The organism is Actinomadura sp. WMMA1423 (assembly GCF_006547145.1).
Lineage (GTDB): Bacteria > Actinomycetota > Actinomycetes > Streptosporangiales > Streptosporangiaceae > Spirillospora.
Genome location: NZ_CP041244.1, coordinates 4,137,393 through 4,157,106, shown reverse-complemented (window position 1 = coordinate 4,157,106; position 19,714 = coordinate 4,137,393). Strand labels below are relative to the sequence as shown.

The 19,714-nt window shown below is 66.7% G+C and carries 12 protein-coding genes and 1 pseudogene; 6 read left to right on the top strand and 7 right to left on the bottom strand.

Features of this window, described 5'->3' with window-relative positions; all coding sequences use genetic code 11:
* Positions 1-58 precede the first annotated feature (58 nt).
* The 3 genes from FKD65_RS19175 to FKD65_RS44325 form a co-directional block, all read right to left on the bottom strand.
* Positions 59-1,741, bottom strand: a complete 1,683-nt coding sequence (locus tag FKD65_RS19175; RefSeq protein WP_141578803.1) for a hypothetical protein — start codon at positions 1,739-1,741, stop codon at positions 59-61.
* 581 nt (positions 1,742-2,322) lie between these two features.
* Complete coding sequence (locus FKD65_RS19170) at positions 2,323-2,865, bottom strand: hypothetical protein (protein ID WP_141578802.1); 543 nt, start codon at positions 2,863-2,865, stop codon at positions 2,323-2,325.
* Positions 2,866-2,888: 23 nt separating this feature from the next.
* Positions 2,889-3,044 carry a hypothetical protein gene (locus FKD65_RS44325; protein ID WP_168221103.1) on the bottom strand — a complete coding sequence of 52 codons (156 nt, stop codon included), beginning with the start codon at positions 3,042-3,044 and terminating at the stop codon, positions 2,889-2,891.
* Positions 3,045-3,353: 309 nt separating this feature from the next.
* Here FKD65_RS44325 and FKD65_RS19165 point away from each other — a divergent pair.
* The 4 genes and pseudogenes from FKD65_RS19165 to FKD65_RS44975 all read left to right on the top strand — a co-directional run.
* Positions 3,354-3,565, top strand: a pseudogene (locus FKD65_RS19165) (IS5/IS1182 family transposase); the annotation flags it as partial.
* 370 nt (positions 3,566-3,935) lie between these two features.
* Positions 3,936-4,322, top strand: coding sequence for a CU044_2847 family protein (locus FKD65_RS19160; RefSeq protein WP_141578801.1), 387 nt, complete (start codon positions 3,936-3,938; stop codon positions 4,320-4,322).
* Complete coding sequence (locus FKD65_RS19155; protein ID WP_168221102.1) at positions 4,312-8,535, top strand: trypsin-like peptidase domain-containing protein; 4,224 nt, start codon at positions 4,312-4,314, stop codon at positions 8,533-8,535. Before FKD65_RS19160 ends, FKD65_RS19155 begins: the two co-directional genes overlap by 11 nt.
* A 42-nt stretch (positions 8,536-8,577) precedes the next feature.
* Complete coding sequence (locus tag FKD65_RS44975; protein ID WP_205718711.1) at positions 8,578-8,847, top strand: hypothetical protein; 270 nt, start codon at positions 8,578-8,580, stop codon at positions 8,845-8,847.
* A gap of 294 nt (positions 8,848-9,141) precedes the next feature.
* Here the strand turns inward: FKD65_RS44975 and FKD65_RS19145 are convergent, their stop codons facing one another.
* The 4 genes from FKD65_RS19145 to FKD65_RS19130 all read right to left on the bottom strand — a co-directional run bounded on the left by FKD65_RS19145 (position 9,142) and on the right by FKD65_RS19130 (position 18,400).
* Positions 9,142-9,354, bottom strand: a complete 213-nt coding sequence (locus FKD65_RS19145) for a hypothetical protein (RefSeq protein WP_141578799.1) — start codon at positions 9,352-9,354, stop codon at positions 9,142-9,144.
* A 257-nt stretch (positions 9,355-9,611) separates the two neighbouring features.
* Positions 9,612-13,682: a trypsin-like peptidase domain-containing protein gene (locus FKD65_RS19140; RefSeq protein ID WP_141578798.1), complete on the bottom strand. Its 4,071-nt coding sequence runs from the start codon at positions 13,680-13,682 to the stop codon at positions 9,612-9,614.
* 49 nt (positions 13,683-13,731) lie between these two features.
* On the bottom strand, positions 13,732-18,000 hold the full coding sequence (locus FKD65_RS19135) for a trypsin-like peptidase domain-containing protein (protein WP_168221101.1): 4,269 nt from the start codon (positions 17,998-18,000) through the stop codon (positions 13,732-13,734).
* Positions 17,984-18,400: a CU044_2847 family protein gene (locus FKD65_RS19130; protein ID WP_141578796.1), complete on the bottom strand. Its 417-nt coding sequence runs from the start codon at positions 18,398-18,400 to the stop codon at positions 17,984-17,986. The genes FKD65_RS19135 and FKD65_RS19130 overlap by 17 nt, the downstream gene beginning before the upstream one ends.
* A 337-nt stretch (positions 18,401-18,737) precedes the next feature.
* On the opposite strand from FKD65_RS19130, the gene FKD65_RS19125 reads away from it, so the two are divergent.
* Entirely contained in the window at positions 18,738-19,046 is a 309-nt protein-coding gene (locus tag FKD65_RS19125; RefSeq protein ID WP_168221100.1) for a transposase, read from the top strand.
* On the top strand, positions 19,024-19,458 hold the full coding sequence (locus FKD65_RS19120; protein ID WP_141578794.1) for an IS3 family transposase: 435 nt from the start codon (positions 19,024-19,026) through the stop codon (positions 19,456-19,458). Before FKD65_RS19125 ends, FKD65_RS19120 begins: the two co-directional genes overlap by 23 nt.
* The last annotated feature ends 256 nt before the right edge of the window (positions 19,459-19,714 follow it).

Sequence of the window (19,714 nt, the reverse complement as noted above, 5' to 3'; positions counted from 1 at the left end):
CCGCGCGAGCTTAGATCCAGTCCAGCGAAAAGAACGAACGAAGGGTTAACGGTGGATGTCACACCCGGCCGTCTTTGTAGCGGTCGAAAGCGTCATCCCACGCGCGCTGCATGACGAACTCCAAGATCAAGGAACTCTGCCGGAACGCCCAACCGGCGAGGCACTCAACGAGATCGGGGCGGCGTCCCGCCGCCGCGGCGCCAGCGACCGAGCCGCCCGGCCAATGCCACCACGCCCGGGTGACGGTGAAGCGTATGCGGACACCCCAGTAGGTTCTGGCCTTCTGGGCGATGCGCCCGAACTGACGCGAGTCACCGTACGCCTCTTGCAGGGCGCGCCTCACCTCGGGTTCAGAGCTGGGGATCGAGTCGATGATCTCGGTCATCGAGCGCAGGGTTGCCGCGCGGGCGTCGTCCATCGCGCGCCGTTTCTCCTCGAGGTCGATGAACCCATACTCGTGGGCCTTGTCGACCGGGAGACGGAGCCTCATATCGACCTCAGAGTGTTCCCCTCCAATCTCGGAGGGCCAGGATAGATCGTCTCCGGTCTCGGCGGGATCGTCTTCACCGTGCCAGTCGATCAGGATGGCTTCGATAAAGGCCACGATCTGGTCCGCGCGGATGGTGGAGGCGGCGCGGACGACCGGCTCGAACTCGGGGAACGGAGCGCATCCCGCAATGCCCGGGGCGGGAACCAGCGGCCACACCACATGCTGTTCCTGATGGGGGAAGGCAAGGACCCGTTCTTCGGCCAGCCAGTCCGCGTACGGATCGGGCACCGGCGCGGTCTGGGCCGCGACGCTGCGGCCGTGCCAGTGCGCCGGCAGCCGTACCGTCCATCCCGGTGGCCGAATCTTCCGCTCAAACTGATGGTGCGGCTCGATCAGCCAGTCGGTGAAGTCCTGACTCTCGACGCGGCGCTCCGCCCGCCATACCGCGGTAGCGCCGCGACCCAGCCCCCCCTTCTTCGGCACCCCGGCCAGGGCCCGGTCCCGGGCTTTCCCTCCGTCACGCAGGTCGACCAGGTGCCGCTCCCACTCCTGTCCCTGCCGGTACAGCATCTGCTCGTTCTGGTCAGCAGGTGGGCCCGTCAGCAGGTGCCGGGCGAGATTGGCGGCCACCTGGAAGCGCATCGGGGCGTGCCAGGCCACCTGTTCTTCCAGTTCCTCCGCAATCAGCAGCAGCCGCAACTCTCGGGGGTTTCGGGGAGGGCTCCCGGGCCCCTCTGCCCGTAGGGCTTCGGCTTCAGTGAGTACGGCCACCTCCGGTGCAGTGCTCGTCGCCGCGGCGGCCAGGTGCCACAACCCGCGGGCCGAACCGTGCCGCAACATTGGCCGCAGACCATCGAGGAACTCGTCACTGAACCGCTCCTCGAAGGCGATCGCCGTCACCACCGCGTCGGTCAGCGACCGGCTCTGATAGTCACGGTGGGCGCGAGGTGACTGACCCGGAAGATGCAGGGAGACCGCGCGGGCCCGCGGCACAAGATCAGACGGCAGCCGCAGCCGCAGCGGCCGATCCGGCCTTGGCGCTCTGCGCCCCAAGGGAGGCCGTGGATAGCGCAGTACGGTCGAGACGTGGGTGAGCCGCTCATCTGGATCCAGGGACTCCTGCCGTTCCACGTGCTCGCCGAGGAGTTGACGGAGCGTCCCATCACGCGACGCCCCCCTCCTGGCCACGATCACCTGCAGAGCGTCCAGCACGCAAGGCAGAATCCTCACATTGGTCTCCACATAGCCCACGCCATCCAGTATCCGACGCGCGGTCCCGCGAACTCGGTGAGCCGTCCCGGTTTCTAAACGAGGTTCAAGGGTGTCGTTCAGGAATGGACGTGGCGGGTGGCATTGGTGACGTCTGGCTTGGTCGAGGTGGTGTGCCTCGCCTGGGTGATCCGGTGGAGCGCACGATGGTCGGATGGGACGTGTTCAGGGGTGCCGGTGGCGTGTGCCGCCGGTGTGGCGTGTGAAGATCCGGCTTTGGGTCGGCGGTGGGGGCACATGCCCCGGGCTGGCGACGGGGCGGAGCCATGGGAGCTGGTATCTGCGGCTGGAACTGGGCAGCGTTCCGGGCGGATCCGTCGGCGGGTCTGGCAGGGGCGGGTTCCCCCACCCGGAAGGCGGTTGAGGAGGAGCAGCGGCGGTTGCGTGAGCCGACGGCTTGTCCGTTGACGGCGGCGGCATCGACGGTGGCCGGTACACCGATCACGTGGAGTGTTATCAGGAGCCATTGCTGGGTGATCTGCTGGTGGCGGAGGTGTCGGTCGGGCATGTGCAGCGGATGTTGGCCACGATCGCGCACGACCACAAAGAGAGGGGACGGCCGGTTACGGCGGCGACGCTGCACCGGATTCGGGCGACGTCGAATGCCGCGCTGCGGGCGGGGTTGATCGAGGAGAATCCGGCGTTGCTGGTGGTGCTTCCATCGGCGCGGCGGCCGCGTGCGGTGGTGTGGATTGCGAGTCGGGTCGAGCAATGGCGGCGGAGGGGAGCGTCCGAGCGTGGCGGTGTGGACGGTCGCGCAGACCGCGCAGTTCCTCCTTCGCGAGCGGCGCGGCGCCCCGGCGCCGCCCCATACCCGGGTTACGCAGCGGCCCTATCTGGGCGAAATCGATCTGCAGCTCGGCGCCGGGCTCACCATCGGCGACCCGCACCGTCGCGGCGGTGCGCCCGAACCCGCATCGCTCGACACAGAACCGGTGCAGCGTCCGATACGGCACCACGACCCCACGCCGCTCCAGCAGCACAGCGATCTTGGTCACCGACAGCCGATCCTTGCGCACCCACTCCTGGACCCGGGCGTGCTCGGCCTCCAGCGCCTCCCACGACGCGCCGTGCCCACCGGCATGAGCCGGCCGCACCGTCTCCACGACCTGCCCGATCAGCTCATCGGTCAGCTGACCGGCACCACGTCGCGGGCCAGCCCCGCCGCCTGTGCCGCCTCGACATACCGACGGGCGGTCTTACGATCCACACCCGCCCGCTCGGCGACCCTGCGCACCCCGGCCTCCGACAGCCAGACACGCAGCACCTCACGCACTTCACCCACGGCAACCTCCCGGAACGCCATCCCCCGAACCCCCAGCTCGACTGACCTGGAGAGATCGGTAACCGACCTTGATCAAAACCACCGGCGCAATACACCGAGTGGTCCCATCACCGGCAACCGGGTGGTCCCATGCTCGTGGCAGAAAACCCTCAGGGCGGTCCCATGACGCTGGCGGGCGACACCAGGGCCGGAACGGGCCGACCGGTCTTGTCGCAGCGCTCCTGACGCCGGCTACTCACAAGGTCTCCGCCGTCGACCCCGGCCGGGCCAGGCCTACCTGCTCATCAGGCCTACCAGGGTGCCGGCGCGCACCTCCTCACGCCCTACAAGGGACGCGACAAGCCCGAGCCGCAAAAGGACGCCAACCGAGCACACGCCAGGCTCCGCGGCCGCGGCGAACGCGCGAACGCGCAGCTCAAGTCACGGCGAATCCTGCGGAAGTGCGCTGCTGCCCCCACCGCGCCGGTCGCCTCGCCAAAGCCATCCACACCCTGCAACTCCGCGAGACCACAGCACGCTGAAAAGGCACACGGGTGTCCCAGATGTGGGCTGGTCGTTGGTGTGGCGGGCGGACAGTTCTTGATCGACTGCCACTGGCGCATCCGGCTTCGTGGCCACGGCCAGGAGTGGTCCTCTTAACCGATGACCGCTACCGGTCTTCGGGGTGTCGACTTCGATTCACATGCTGCTGCTTGGAGGATATCAAGTAAGGACTGCGGAGCTTTAAAGTATGTCCAGATTGCTTGCACTAACTTCCAATCTACGAGCAGAACGGCTGTTGCCTTGGAGCTATCGATTAGCTGCAGCCGGTTCGCGATGCTGGCTATCGTTGCGGCTCCGTGGCTCGACCTGCAGTTTTGGCCGGAGAGCCGATCGTTGAGGAGCCGCTCGGTGCCCCATTTCCTCGAGATTCCGCTCAGGGACGGTGAGCGCATGCTCATCGAGATGACCGACGAGGAGGCCGGTCTCTCTCCGGTCGGGCGCGGCCGCGACGTCATCGAGACTCTCCCCGAGAGTTTCACCGCGGCGTTGGGTCGTGTGCGGCTCTTCACCGAGGAGATCTTCGAACAGACGCGGCGGTATCGACGTCAACCGGATCGAGTGGCTGTGGAGTTCGGGCTCAAGTTCTCCGCGAAGTCGGGAATCGTGATTGCGGAAGCGGCGGGGGAAGCTTATCTCAAGTTCATTCCTGAATGGACGCGGGGGGTGTCTGCTGCTCAGCCCCCGGAGAGCGACGACGATGACGGGCTGAGCGGTGGTGATGATCTTGACCAGTGACACCTCGCCGGAGAGGACCGAAGTGGGCAGCGGGTCCCCCGATACGCCAATTGCCCGCGCCTTGGCCAGGATCCTCGATCAGGAGAACAGGCATGTCGGTTTCGGGCTCTTGGTTGCTGCAGGCCGGGTAGTCACCTGTGCTCACGTCGTCGCCGAATCGATGGATGAGGCAGCAACTCTGGTGACGCCGCCTAAACGCAGGCGGGTGCGACTGGACTTTCCATTCTGCGCGCCTGGGCGGATCCTGACCGCGGCCGTTGCGGCGTGGTGCCCCATGGCCGAGGATGGCAGCGGTGACGTAGCGGGTCTCGATCTGGATGACCAGGTCCCCGACGGTGTGCGGCCGCACCCCATGGCACATGGTGGGGGCGTCCGCGAGCACGAAGTGTTGGCCTACGGATACCAAGATCCCGACAGTGAGCGCGCACCCACCTGGGTGCCGGGAACGATAGTGGGTGAAGCACGGCCAGGCTGGCTCCAATTAGGTCTGCACGAGCAGACGGGCGGCCTTCGCGTCCGACGCGGGTTTAGCGGCTCACCCGTCATGGACAGGCAGAATGGTCAAGTCGTTGGTCTCGTCACACAAGCCTATCTACCTCAGAACATGTGGTTGGCCTATGCCACCAGTACGGAGGTCGTACTCCGAGCATGGCCCGACCTCCATTCTGCCATGCTGCCGGCGTGCCCCTTCCGGATGCTGGCTCCTTTCGAACCCGCTGACCGGGACCTGTTCTTCGGCCGAGAGGAGCAGGCTGCCCAGACAGTCGACAAGATCCTGGGCAACGACCATATGCTGGTCACCGGTGCCTCGGGAGCAGGAAAGACCTCACTTATCAAAGCGGCAGTCATTCCGACGCTCCAAGAGCACGGCTGCGGCGTGCTTCCGGTCCGGCTGACGCGCGATTCCCTATGGAGCTCTATCGCTGCCGCGGTAGCCGAGCGAGAGCATCCGGCCTCGGGAGACGAACGCACGGCCGCGGAAAAGGCGCTCACAGACGAGTTCAAGGCTGCTGGATCAACCGATGCTGCAAGGAGACTCGCTGAACTTCTTGGCAACGACCGGGTCGTCCTTGTCGTCGATCAGTTTGAGGAAGTCCTGCGTGATCGGCAAGATGATTCGTTGCAGGACTTGGTGGCCGAACTCGGGCGACTCCCTTCGATCCGCCGTGGGAGCGGGGGACCACTTGTGCGAGTCGTCATCGTTATGCGGGAAGACAAGCGCGCTGAACTCCTTAGGCTTGCGCCGTTCAACGCAGCGCCGCCGGCAGAGCTTCTCCTCGGGCCCATGAGCGAGGAACAGTTGCGTGCGGCCATTGAAGGTCCTGTGCGCCGCACCCGCTTCGTTCGGTTCGAGGAAGGGTTGGTGGATCTCATTATGGATGAGATCCATGTCCAGCCTTACTCGCTGCCGACGTTGCAGGTTGTGCTAACGGAGTTGTGGGGTCGCCAAGAGCCGGACGGACTGCTGAGACATGTCGTCTACCAAGAGTTGAACCAGGGCGCCGGCCCTCTGTCGACGCACCTGGAGCGGGTGTGGCATGAAGTAGGGTCCGATGTCCAGGAGGCAGCACGACGCCTGTTCCTTCACCTCGTTGTTCCGTTGGAGGGCGGCGGCTTTGCGCGGCGGATCGTGGCGCGCGAGGAGGTCGATCCGCAAGTATGGGGCGCGGTCGATGCGTTGGCGGGACACCGACTACTTGTCTTGCGCGGCACTGCGTCGGGTGATGCCTCTGTCGAGCTTGCGCATGACGCGCTGATCGAGCAATGGGGCGCCCTTGCCGAGCATTTGGCGGCCAACCGCGATCTGCTCGCCTGGCGCGATGACCTACGCAGGATGGTCGCGGCGTGGACACAAAATAACTGCCGCCCGGGACATTTGCCACATGGTTCTGCTCTCACTCAACAGTTGGCGCGGATGCGACAGTATTCCGTGGATGTGGGGCCACGCGAGCGCGAGTTCCTCAATGCTGGCCGCACCGCGCGCAGGAAGCGCAGGAGGCGGTACGGAGCGGCATTCGCCACGGTGACTGCTCTGCTAGTTAGCCTTGGCGTCGTCGCACTGACGCAGGGAAACGCCGCGACCCAGAACGAGCGCGACGACCTTTCTCGACGGCTGGCCGTTCAGAGCCAGACCCAACTGGAGTCGGAACCCACGATGGCCGCGCTACTGGCGGCGGCGGCGTGGAAGACCTCGAATACTCCTGAAGCCCGTTACAGCATGCTAGCGGTGGAGCACAGCCCGAACCGCGCCACGCTCACGGACGCAACCGGCACCACGCACGGTGGAGCCTTCAGCCCGGACGGAAAGATACTCGCGACGGGGGGAGGTAACAACGATGAATCCGTTCGCCTCTGGGATGTGCGTGCTCACAAATTTATAACGCAGTTGCAGACAGGCCAGGACACAGTCTGGAATGTCGCCTTCAGTCCTGACGGCCGACAGATCGCGGCAGCATGCAAGTTCAACGCCGTCGTACTAGTCGACCTGACAACTAAACGTCAGCAAGTGTTGAAGATTCCTTCGGGGAGTATCGATGATGTCGCTTTCAGCCCCGATGGCCGCCTTGTGGCGGGCGCGGGGCTCGGTGTCCATGTGTGGGATGCCGCAACGGGCCGTGAGGTCATCGCGCCGGTCCGCGCCGGCGAAGGGACTTCGTCGGTGGCCTTCAGTAGAAGCGGTGATCGGCTGATCACTGCGGGCGCGGACGGCATCGTGCGGTTCTGGACCCTTTCGGGCAAACCTGCGGGCACGATCGTGGCTTCTCGGGGAGCCCGGCCAGAGGACGTAGCCCTCACCGGAATGGACCTGAGCGCCAGCGGCTCCATGCTGGCTACTTCGGACGGCCGGGGCCGCATCAGACTTTGGGACGTGGCCTCCCGTCGACCGCTGCCAGGAACTCCTACGGGAACGACCCCGGCTTTCAGCCCCGATGGTCGGATCCTCGCCTACAGCAGTGACAACGCGATTCGGCTGTGGGACATCGAGGGTCGTCAACCCATCGGATCGCCCCTGTCCGGCCATGACGGCGATGTGCACGGAATCTCGTTTAGTCCTGATGGCAACACGCTCGCCACCACGAGCGTCGACAGCACAGTCCGTTTGTGGGACATCGCAACTTACCGCCCATCCCTCCCCCCGCTTGTCGTCGCGTCAGGAAAGGACTTGGCCGCCGGCCAGATCAGTGGCGGAGCGGCCTCACCCCCGGATGTTCCGGGAGGCGTGGAACGACTGGCCTTTAGCCCGGACGGTCACACTCTCGCCACCGGCGGAGCCGATGTGCGGATGTGGGATATGGACAGCCGCACACAACGCGGCGATCCCCTCACCGTTGTCGACAGAGGCGACGGCTCCAGAATCATTGTCCGTGACGTGGCGTACAGTCCCGACGGGCGATATCTTGCCGCGGTCAACGGCGGACTCATCGACCCCTCCCTGATCTGGGACTTGCATGCCAGCCCTCCGGCGCCGAGACCTTTCCAGGAGAACGGCGAGCCACTCAACCTCTGGAGCCTGGTCTTCGCTCCCGATGGGCGTCGCCTAATCACCATCGATAACAACGGTCCTGTTCGTATTTGGGAAACCGAATCGCTGCGACAGCTCGCACAGATTCCAGACGACGTCTCGAATGTCAATGACATCGCCATCAGCCCAGACGGTCGACTTCTGGCCACGGCGGACACCGCCCACCTCACCGTCCGGCTCTGGGACCTGGACCGTCGTAAGGTCATCGCCACCATCAAGACAGGCCACACCGAATCCGTCGCCTCGCTCGCCTGGGCTCCGCAAGGGCCGACGCTGGCCAGCGGTGGGTATGATCCGACCCCCCGGTTCTGGAACGCTGATACACATCTGGCGATCGGCACCCCGCTCAAGGGACACACCAGTGCGGTCTTCGCCCTTGCCTTCAGCCCGGATGGCAGGACACTGGCAACGGCGGGCGCCGACCGAACCGTGCGCCTGTGGGACGTCAGTACTCGGCAGCCGATCGGCCCGCCGCTCACCGGACACACCGGTGACGTCATGTCCCTTGCGTTCCGACACGACGGCAAGCTCCTGGCCAGCGGCAGCAGAGACGGCACGGTTCGCTTCTGGGACGTCACACCGACCGCAGACCTCGGTGCGACGATGTGTCGGATCGCCGGCCGTTCGCTCACCTCGGCCGAGTGGCGGCGGTACACCTCGGGACAGGAGATGCCCTCTGTCTGCGGATAATGCCGCACAGCGTGGCCAGAATGGCCCGGAGGCGGGACAGAGATGATCGGCCGTCCGGCCAACTCGTTGCAGCACAGCCGCCGCATCCGGGTTCTGGGCGCCAGCGCTCACCCGGACGCTGCGTGGATGACCCAGGCGGTCCTGAACCTAGTCATGGACCTTGAGGACGCCGGCTGCCCGGCACAATTTTTAATCCGCGACCGCGATGGCAAGGTCACTGAGCTGTTCGACGCCGTCCTAACCGATGCCGGCATCCAGGCGGTGCTCACCGGGGTGCCGATGCCGAGGATAAACGCGGTGATGGAACTGTAAATCCTGATTGCCGCCGTGAGCTCCTCGACTGCACCCTGATCTGAAACCAGCGGCTCCTGCTCCAGGCCCTCCGCGAGTTCGAGACTTTCTACAACCAGCATCGGCCTCACCAGGCATCGCCAACGCCCGCCCGTTGAGCCACCGCCTCCATCGATCACCGAACTGGAGGAGATCCCTCAACTTGAACGTCCGAAGAACGCAACGTCGTGGCGGAACCCTCAACGAGTACGAACGTGCCGCTTGACCTGCGCGGACGAGGTTTCGGCAGCGACAAGGGCGGAATACGGGGTTGGCTCAGAATCGCCTCGTCGGGACTGCTGTATTGGGAGACTCAGACGGCGGGACGTGGATGGCCGCCTCAGGAAACAATCTCGCCAGCATTCTCGCATCGAGTCCTTCGGCGGTGAGGCTGGCGGCGGTGAAGCGGCCGTGGCTTGTTTCGCCTAGGGCGAGCACACGCCACCGTTTCTTCCGGCGCTCGAGGAAGAAATCCTGGGTGTTGTGCACGCCTACTCCCGGCCCCTGCATACTGACGTAGGCGTACCGACCTCTGCATAGGCTGATGCGGAGGGCAGCGCCAGATGGCAACTGGAGGAGGCGTCCGAATTCAGGGGCATTGCAGAGCGGAGGTGCTGCGGCGCTGTTCTTCGACGGCACCGCCGCGACCCGGGACGGCGATGCGCCGGATGCGGGGTGGTTGGAGCATCCCGTGATTAGCGCCGCCATGCAGGACGCGGCTGCGCAGGCGACCGCTGCAGACGCCCTCATCCGCATGGCCGTGGATGCGAGACAGTTGGGGCGAGCAGATGCCAGTCTGCTGTCTTGGTGGGCGATGCCACGCTGGCGCAGATGGTCCTGACTGCTGCATCGGGGTCGGTATTCCAAATCAGCACCGATCCGTTGGTGTAGGTCGCGACGACTGCGTGGCCGTCGCGGCTGGCGGCGACTGAGGAGACCGAGGGCGCTCCTGCAGCAGTGAGGCGCCCGATTTGAGACGCCTTGCCGTTGGCGTCGATCTGCCAGAGCAGCACGACGCCCCCGTCGTCGCCGCTCACGAGCCGGGTGCCGTCCGCGCTGAGCGCGAGTGCGGTCACCGGAGCGGCATGCCCGGTCAAGGTGGTCAGCAGATGCGACGCATCCGGTTTCGAGACGTCCCAGATCTTCACTGTGTGGTCACCGCCCGCACTGATGAGTCGGCCCCGTCCCGGATCGAAGCGGAGCGCGGCGACGTTCCCCGGGTGCGCGTCCAGGGTCTTGACCAGGTGAGGGCGCGAAGGTTCGTCGATGTCGAACACACGCACCTGCGCACCGCTCCCGTCGGCGAGCAGATGATCCCGCGCGTCGAGCGCGACGCTCTCGGCGATCTGGTTGCCCTGGTCGTCTACGGCCAGTTCGTGGGGGTCGGAGGGGTCGGTGAGGTTCCACAGCGTGGTGAGCCCCACCCCGGTCGCCGCCAGTGTCCGGCCGTCGTCTCCGAAAGCCAGCGCGTCAGTCCTGCCCGCCCTGCCGGGCAGGCGCGCCAACTCGGTGATTCCGCCATCGGTCCATCGCCAGAGTTTGATGACGTTATCGGCGCCGACGTTGGCCAGCAGGGAGCCATCGTTGCTCACTGCGATGGCCTGCACGAAATTCTGGCCTACGATTCCCGGGCCCTGGCTGCGCGACAGCACACGGGGACGGCTGCCACTCAGGTCGACCAGGGTGACGCGGCCGAGCGCGTCGGCGAACGCGAGCGCCCGGTCGTCGGGGCGAAGCACCGCTCCGGCCTCGAATCCGTCGCCCATCCGACCCCAGCGTGCGCCCGCGCAGTTCACATCCGTGCGGGCGCGAATCTCGATGCGGAACTCATGCGCTGAGGCGAGCAGCCGTCCGTCCGAGGTCACGGCCGACGGGGGCGGAAGGGTAGCGGTCGACGCGGGCGACTCGGGAGAGTCCCATGGGCAGGCCGCAGGGGCGATGGTGACTGCTGGGGAAGCCGGGACGGTCGTTGTGGCGCTGTCGGCGGCTCCGATCCGGTGCGGCTTACGCGGATCGCGGACATCCCACACGCCGTCGCGTCCGATGACTGTAGCGCCGCCTGCGCTGAGGTATCCGTTGCGGGTTGCGATGGTGCTCAGCCGCTGTGGGTTCTGCGCCTCACGGACATCGAGGATGAGCGTGCGGGTACCGCCGATCACCAACGTCTGCCCGGCCCGATCCTGTGACAGCGCCGGGACGGTTCCGGTGCGAGGCACCATGCTCACCGATAGCCGCGGTGCCTCGGGTCGGGACACGTCCCACTCGCGTACCTGTGAGACGCCGGGATCCGCTTTCCCCTCGTCGGGATCCAGCGCCGTGTACAGGCGGTTCCCGTCGGGGCTGAACAGCATACGGGTCGCGGCGGCGGGGGAAGGGGGAAGCGAGACCATTCGGGCAGGTCCGCCGGGACGCTTCAAGTCCCACAGGCCGATACCTCCGCCTGAGGTAGCGACGGCCGCCACCCGTCCATCGCTGCGCACGGCCATCGACGTCACGGCGGTGTTCCCGGCTTGAAAGGAGGAGACGAACCGGCGTTGCCGAATGTTCCACAGGCGCACGACCGAGGACGTACCCACCAGCAGGGTCGTGCCGTCGGGGCTGTACGTCAGTGCGGTCACTTCGTCGGGTGCCTCAATGACGCCCGGTGCTGCCAAGCCTTGAAGGACGGCGTCGATCGCCTGCGGCGTATGTGAGCGCTCGTAGGCCAGTACGGCGAGTTGCTTCGCGACGTCCGGACGGGTCGCCATGAGTTGCCGAGCGGTGTTAGCCAGGCTGACCGAGTCGCTATCGGCCTGTGTGCTGCTGCGCTCATCCCACACGACCACGATGACGGCCGTCAGCATGGCCAGAACCGTGACGGTGATGGTGGCCACGATGCCTTGTCCGCGTCGCCGGGCTCGCCAGCGGCGGCGCGCGGCCGCGATGAATTCACGCTCGTCGGCGCTAAGCAGTGCCCCATCAGCATGCAAGCTCAGCTGGTCGAGTTCGGCGCCGGAGGGCAGGTAGGCCGGGTTCTTGTCCCCGTACAGCCACGCTGTACGCCTGCGACGCAGAGCGTCGCGGCGGACGAGGAAGTCATGGTGCGCATTCAGGTGGGCGGCGAGTGTAGGCCAGTGGTCGATGACGGCGTCGTGCGCGAGCTCAGCCGTCGCGGCGGTGCCGTGCCCGCGCAGCACGACCAAGCGGCTGCGGGACAGTGCCTCGGCGGCCAGGCGCTGCGGTTCGGTGAGCTCCGACAGGTACGCCCGTCGCCGCACGAACGCACCCGCTCCTCGAGCCTCAGGATCGATCGGGACGACCAGGTGGAGCATGAGTTCGAAGGCTCGTGCCCGGACGTCGGGTGCGGTCGCGTGCCAGACCTTGTCGAGATGCGCGGTCAGCGGTTGTTGGTCACGGCTGAGCCGCAGGTAGTCGCTGAGCCGGAGGGTGCCGTCGGAGGCCTTGGCCGTCCACAGCCCATCCAGGACTATCTGCAGGATCGGCAGTGAGTAGGGGCGGCCGCGGAGGTCGTCGAGGATGCGGTCGACCAGACCGTGCTCGTACCGGGCGTACCCGGTTGCGCGTAACGGACCCTCGATCGCCTCGCGGAGTTCGCCGAGGTTCAACGGCCGTACTCGCACCTCGGCAGGTCGCCGCGCTCGGAAAGCAGGCGCGTTCAGCAGGTCGGTGAGCAGGTCCTCGCGGACGACCAGGACTGCGCGGGCGGCCGGCCGGCCGTCCGCACGCCGGAGCATGGTCAGGTCGACTAGCTCGGCCAGCACGCGGTCGGCCTGGGCAGGGTCTTCGCGCATCAGCTGCTCGAACTGGTCCCAGACGAGTACCACAGGCCGGCCGTCCAGCGAGTCCGACAGGCGATGCATGCGCTCGCGCGCCCCGCTAGGCGGGCTGCGGTCACCGTCCAAAGTTTCCTTCGGCACGTTCACCGCCGCTGCTATCGCAGCCCACAGACCTCCATCCGGGGTGGCGCGCAGAGAGACAACGGCATGTCCGGTTTCCTCGAGTAGTGGGACGACCCCCGCTTCCAGAAGCGAGGTCTTGCCCACGCCCGATGGCCCTTGGACGATCGTGACCTCGTTGCCGGTGATGACCTCGAGAGCTGTACGTGTCGCTCTCTCGCGCCCGAAGAAGACGGCACTGTCGGCGGCTCCGAACGGCGCCAAGGCACGGAAGGGGCACGCGCGATCGAAGAATTCACGCAGCTCCGGCCACGCTTGGTAGACGTGATCACCTGACACCGCGTAGGCGAGCCACATGTTGCTGCCCAACCAGGCGACCGCGACAAGGCCAATCACCTGGCCGGTACGCCGGTCCCAGACCGGCCCGCCACTGAACCCGCGGCGGATCCGCAGCCCGCCGGTGGAAGGGCGTGCGCCGATCTGGAGCCGTCCCCCGGCGACCTCACCAGCGATTTGGCCGGGCACCCAGGTGGGCGCTTGGGCGGTATCGGCCTCTTGGTACCCGTAGGCGAGCACTTCGTGGTCATCGTAGGCGCCGCCGCGCGCCATTCCTGAGTGCCGTGCCCATGCGGGCGGCTCACCGACGATCTCCAGGCCGGCGATGTCGCCGGTGTTCTCGTCATCGTCCATCGGCACCCAGACGGCGACCCGAGCCATGACTTGCGCATGCGGCCGGACGAAGGGGAACGCCAGCCGGACCGTGCTACTCGGCGCGTCTACCAGGTCGCTTGACTCCCCCACGGCCTGCGCGACCACATGGGCGCAGGTGACGACCTTGCCTGGCGCGGCGAGCAGACCGAACCCGCAGTGCTCGCCGTCCTCGTCCAGGACACTGACGAGCGCCGCGGCGAGTTCCTGCACGCCGACCGAACCGGCGTCGGCCCGCGCTGGCGCCGGGTGCTCGAAGAGGTCATCGACAGACAGAGGGCATCTCCTGACTCGTGGTGTAGCGCCGCCATTCGGATTCGGTGAGCGGACGTCCTGCGATGCGGCACATCTGCGCGGCTAGGTCGCCGGTGGGCGTCTGGTCCCAGAAGCGGACGAGCCCGTCGGGGCCGCCCGTGGCAAGGATCCTGCCGTCAGGGCGGAAGGCCAGGTCGCTGATGCCGCCGCGGTGTGCGCTGATCGGCGGGCCGATCGGCTGCCGGGTGTCGACGTCCCACAGCCGCATCGTCTCGTCCATGCTCGCGGTGACCAGGGTCCTGCCGTCGGGGCTGAACACCAGCTGGCTCACGCCCTGGGTGTGGCCCTCGAGCGGGGTGCCGAGAGGCAGGTGCGTGCGGGCGTCGAACAGGCGTGGCGTCGGGTCATAGGCGCCGGTGGCGACGACGGATCCGCGCGACGAGAACGCGACGGTGTAGATCGAGTCCGCGTGCCCGGTATTGATCCTCGCGACGAGCTTGCGCTTTTGAAGATCCCACAGCCGCAGGGTGAGGTTGCCGTCGTCGGCGCTGGCCATCAGCCGGCCGTCGGGGCTGAGCGCGATGTCGTTGATGTTGGTGACATCGTCGGAGATCACGGCGAGTTGCTTCAGGGAGGCGGTGTCCCAGATCCGCACGGGGCCCCTGTTACCCGTCGTCACCATCCGCCCACCGGGTTGGAACGCGACGGCCGTCAGCACGGAATCATTGGGATCTTCGCCGTCCATGATGATCGGCCGCGCGACCGGCGGATCCGCGCGCAGATCCCACAGCAGCGATGGCTCGCCCGGCCTGGCGTTGATCGTCGCCAGATATCGGCTGTCGGGGCTGAAGGCCATATCACCGAGCTCGGACTCCCCGTCGGAGCCCTCGGAGACGCCCAGCGGCTGCCCGCGCTGCGTCCGGCTTGCCAGATTCCACAGATGGACGTGTCGGTGTCCCGTGGCAAGCGTCCGGCCGTCCGGGGAGAAACGCACCTCCCCGGTTCCCGCCTCGGAGGATTCGTCCGGCGCTCCGGGCGCAGCGGACGCGGGAATGGGATCGGCGACGCGCAGGGCGGGCATCGAGGGCCGGTAGGCCGAGATATCCCAGAGCCGAACCGTGGTGTCGGCACTGGTGGTGGCCACCGTTCGGCCGTCGCGGCCGAAGGCGATGTCGGTCACGCTCCCGACGTGGCCGGTCAGCGCGGCGCCGATGGGTTGCCTGGCCGCTACATCCCACAGCTTGACGACCTTGGCGTCGTCGGCGTCGGTAAAGCCGATGATGGAGCCATCCAGGCTGAAGGCGGGCAGACCGCCGCGGAAGGAGCCCGGCAAGGCGCGGCGGGTGGCGACGTCCCACAACCGGACGCGGTGCTTGCCATCAGAAGTGACCAGCATGCGTCCGTCCGGGCTGAGGTCCATGCCGAGGACCGCTTGGTCCGGCGGTCGAATGACGGTGTCGGAGGTGGGCGGGGGTGTCGCGGGCGTGTCCGCGACCTTGATCGTCCCGGCCGGGCGGCCGGTGAGGGTCCAGAACCGCACGTGGCCGTCCTGCCCACCGGTGATCAACTGTCGTCCGTCTCCAGTGAAGGCGACCTGGTCGGAGCCGTCCGGTGTATCGATCGGCGGGATCACCTGTTCGCCGGTGGCGGTGTCCCATAGATAGACGCCGCCGCCCGCCCCGGCCACCAGTCTCCCGTCCGGGCTGAACGCCACGTTCTCGATGGTTCCCGGCGGAGTGTTGAGCACCTTCCTGCCGGTGCCGTCCACGTTGATCAGGACGACCGAGTGCACCTTGGAACCGGCGGCAACGCGCCTTCCGTCGGGGCTGAAGGCCACGCCGAAGACGCTGTCCTGGCCGGTGTGGAGCTGGCGGAGGAACCTGTGTGCGTGCATGTCCCACAACCGGACGGACTCGTCGTTGTTGCCACCGCCGGTGGCGAGGATTTTCCCGTCCGGGCTGAAGGCCCCGGCCAGTGACGACCCGGCGGTCCCGGTCAGCGTCGCACGATTGGGGGTGTGCTGCACGGCGAGCATGCTGTAACGCGCCTCCGGGGTCTCGGAGGTCTTCCATGCTGCGGCGGCCAGCAAGGCGGCTAACGTCGGGTCGGATTGCAGCTGCGTCCGGCTTTGCTGTGCGAGTCTCCGCGAAAGGTCGTCGCGCTGCGTCTGGGAAGCGGCGTCACCTTGCGACAGCCCGTACAGGACGGTGACCGCGATCACCGACGCCACCGTGGCCAGGGCGGTGCCGAACCAGACTCGGCGCTTGGTGCGTCGGGCCCGTCCGGCGCGCAGGAACTCTCGCTCGGGCGGGCTCATGTGCGTGGAGTAATCGCGCATGCGGGCCAGGCCGTGTCTGAGCGCTGGGCCGTGCAGAAGCAGGCCCGGCCGCTTGCCGTCGCGGCGCCAGGTGGTCATCGTGCGGCGCAGGTCCTCGCGCCAAACGAGCAATTCGCGGTTGTCGGCAAGGTAACGGGCGAGCGTCGGCCACTGTTCGATCAGAGCGTCGTGAACCAGCTCGGCGGTGGCGTCTCCGGAGGCGGTGCCGCGCAGGACCAGCAAACGGTGTCCGGCTAGAGCGTCGACGGCTGCCCACGTCTGTGCCTCGATCTCACCACGAGTAACGACTCGGCGTGCGAACCCTCCGTTCTCCAGCGGCACGACCAAATGGAGGAACAGGTCTTGCGCGGCGGCCCTGGTGTCCTCGGCCAGTGACCGCCACACCCGCTCCAGGTGTGCCGCGAGCGGGCCGCCGCCGTGCCCGAGCTCCTGGTAGTCGGTGTGCCGCAGCGTGCCGTCGGGGCCTTGGCGCGACCACAGCTCGGTGAGGACCACCTGAAGAGCGGGCAGCGAATATGGCTGGACATGGATTTCGTCGATGATGAGGTCGGCGAGACCTTCCTCGAAGTGAGCGAAGCCGCTGCGCCGAACCGGTTCCTCGATGACGGTGCGCAGCTGTCGCCGGTCCATCGGGCCGAGCAGGACCTGGTTCGGCGGCGAAGCGTTGTAGGGAGCCAATGCGAGCAACTCACCGATTCTGTCATCGCGCATGACGATGACCACCCGAATGATCGGGCCGCCTTTCCACCGGGCAGACGGCAGCCGTCCCAGCTCGGCCACCAGGTCGCCGTGTTGGACCCTGGTGTGCAGAACGTCCTCGAACTGATCCACGATCAGCACGACACGGTCGCCGCCAAGGAGATCGGCGAGCTTGCGGGCGGCCTTCTGCGTCCCGGCCGCGGTCAGCTCGCGGGTGAGCAAGGCTTCGCTGTGCAGCCGCTCGGCCCCAGCGCCTGGATGCCGTCGTTCAGCGAGCGTGGCTGCGATGGAGCCCCACAGGGTCTCGCGGGTAAGCCGGATTGAGAGAACCTGGTGGCCGCGCTCGCGTAGTTCGGGGGCGACACCGGCGCGGACCAACGACGTCTTTCCGGCTCCCGACGCCCCCGCCACCAAGGTGTGCTCGGAGTTCAGGACACACGCGACGGTTCGTGCCACGGCCTCGTCGCGACCGAAGAACAACTCGCGGTCGGAAGCCTCGAATGGGACGAGCATCCGGAACGGGCAGGAGGCCAGAGCCGAGCGCCGCAGCTCCGGCCATGCGTCCAGGACGACCTCGGCCGTCGTCGCATAGGCCAGCCACATCTCCTCGCGCAAGTAGGCCTGGGTCACTAACCCGATGACCTGACCGTTCTGCTCATCCCACACCGGTGACCCGCTGAACCCCTGGCGGATGCGGAGGCCACCGGTCTCCTCATGGAGGCCGAGCTGCAACCAGCCCGGACGCGCCTCGGCGATGACCCGTCCGGGCACCCATGTCGGCACGCTTTCGGAGTCCGGGTCCTGGTACCCGTAGGCCAGCATCCGGTGACCGTGGATCCGCCCGGGGCGAGCGATGGCGTGCGGACGCACGCCGGCGGGAACTTCGTCGTCCAGTTCAAGCCCGGCGACGTCGCCGCTTCCGTCCTTGTTCATCGGTCGCCAGGCGACCACGGCCGCGGTGAGCACGCGTCCAGGAGCGACGAAGGGAAAGTCCAGCCGGACTCGGCGGCGCTGCGGCGGACTTCGCAGCGTCATGTCTTCACCCATTGACTCGGCCACGACGTGTGCGCAGGTGACGGCCCTGCCCGGCGCCATGAGCAATGCGAATCCCACGTGCCGGCCCTGCTGGTCGAGTACTCGGGCCAGCGCTCGGGCCAGCGGGGTATCCGGCGATCGGGGCAAGGCAGAGCGCTCGTGGTCCTTCGTCCGGACCGACGGTCCGTTACTGCTCAGCGACATCACCGTTTCCGTCCGTGTCGCTGCGTGCGTCGCCATCGTCCGCGTCATCATCGTCGCCCGCGAGGGGATCGGCCTCGAGGGTTCCGCGGGCCCATTCCGCGACGAACTTCAGGCTCGCCTCACCGCCGGCCTCGGCGATCACCAGCCCCGCTTTCGCCGAGAACTTTAGGCCGAACTCGATGGCTACTCTGTCGGGTTGGCGGGGATAGCGGCCGACCTGGTCAAGCACCTCTGCCGTGAAGGACCGCACTCGCGCCAGCGAGGCCGTGAAGCTCTCTGGCAGACGCTCGATGACGTCGTTCGTCCGGCGCCCCACGGGTGCCAGGCCGCTCTCGTTCTCGCTCATCTCGACGAGGATGCTGTCGCCGTCGCGCAGCGGGATTTCGATGAAGTAGGGCACCGGGACTGCTCCTCGCCACAAGAACGTCAGCCGGTCTGGGTGCGACCGGCGGCATTGAAGAGAGGCCAAGATATTCGACAGGTCGCACTTTCCGCAGCTGAAACGCCATGCCCCTCTGTTTGCCGTTTCTGTCGTAGAAGACTACTGCTACAAGCAATGCGGAAGAATATAGTATCTCGGCATACGTTTCAACGGAGTCAGCTCGGCGATGGTTTCTAGACGGAGGCATTGGATGATCTAGGCCATCAGCGGCCACGAAGCGGCGTTCTTGAGCTTCCCCCGGTTCCGCAACACCTCATCTGAGTTGACCTTGATTAACTTGGGAAGGAAGTGTCTCGTGCCACCACCTCACCCGCCCGAGCTCAGGCGTCGCGCCGTCGAGTTGGCCCGGACCGACGACAAGTCGGTCACCGCGCTGGCCAAGAGTCTGGGTATCAGCCAGTCGTGCCTGCGCAACTGGATCCGCGGGGCCGACATCGAAGAAGGCCACCTGGACGGCCTGAGCGCCGGCGAGCACAAAGAGCTGGTCGAGCTGCGCCGAAGAGCCCGACAACTGGAGTTGGAGAACGAGATCCTCAAGCGGGTTTGCCGCCTACGTCGCTCGCGAGAACGTGCTCCCAAAAATGAGGTACTCGCTGGTCCGTGAACTTGCCGAGAACGACATCCCCGTCGCGGTGGCCTGTCGAGTGTTAGGAGTTTCCCGGTCCGGTTACAGCGACTGGATCGGCAGACCCGCCTCGATTCGGGAGCAACACAACACCGAGCTGGTGAAAATGATCAAAGAAATCCATGAGGAGTCAAGCCAGAGCTACGGCTCGCCGCGGGTGCACGCCGAGCTGACGTTGGGACGGGGCGAGCGGGTGAGCCGCAAACGGGTCGAGCGGCTGATGCGCGAAGCCGGAATGCAGGGGAAGTACTGGCGTAAGGGGCGCCGGAACCTCGTGGGCGTGGTCCGATCTCCACTGCCGCAGAATTCCGGCGCCAATAAAATGAGATGGCGTCTTAAGGCGGCCACGGTGGACGTTGATCCGGGGACCGGCTGCTGCTCCTCTTTCTAAGGGCCGCGTGCAGTTCGTGGCGTCCTGACGCCAGCAGGTGATGCGCCGTCATCACCGTCTCCTGACCGCAGGTGAGGTGCACCAGTGCCGTGTCCATCGCCGATAGGGCGTGTCCGTCCGGCTGTTTGGCCGCTTCCTGGTCACGGAGTCGTGTCGCCTGCCTGGTCATGACCACCGAGAGGTGGTGTAGCACCTCGACCGTAGCTGTGAGCGGCTCCAGCGCCTTGATGGTCTGTGCCAGAGTGAGGGCGTCGGT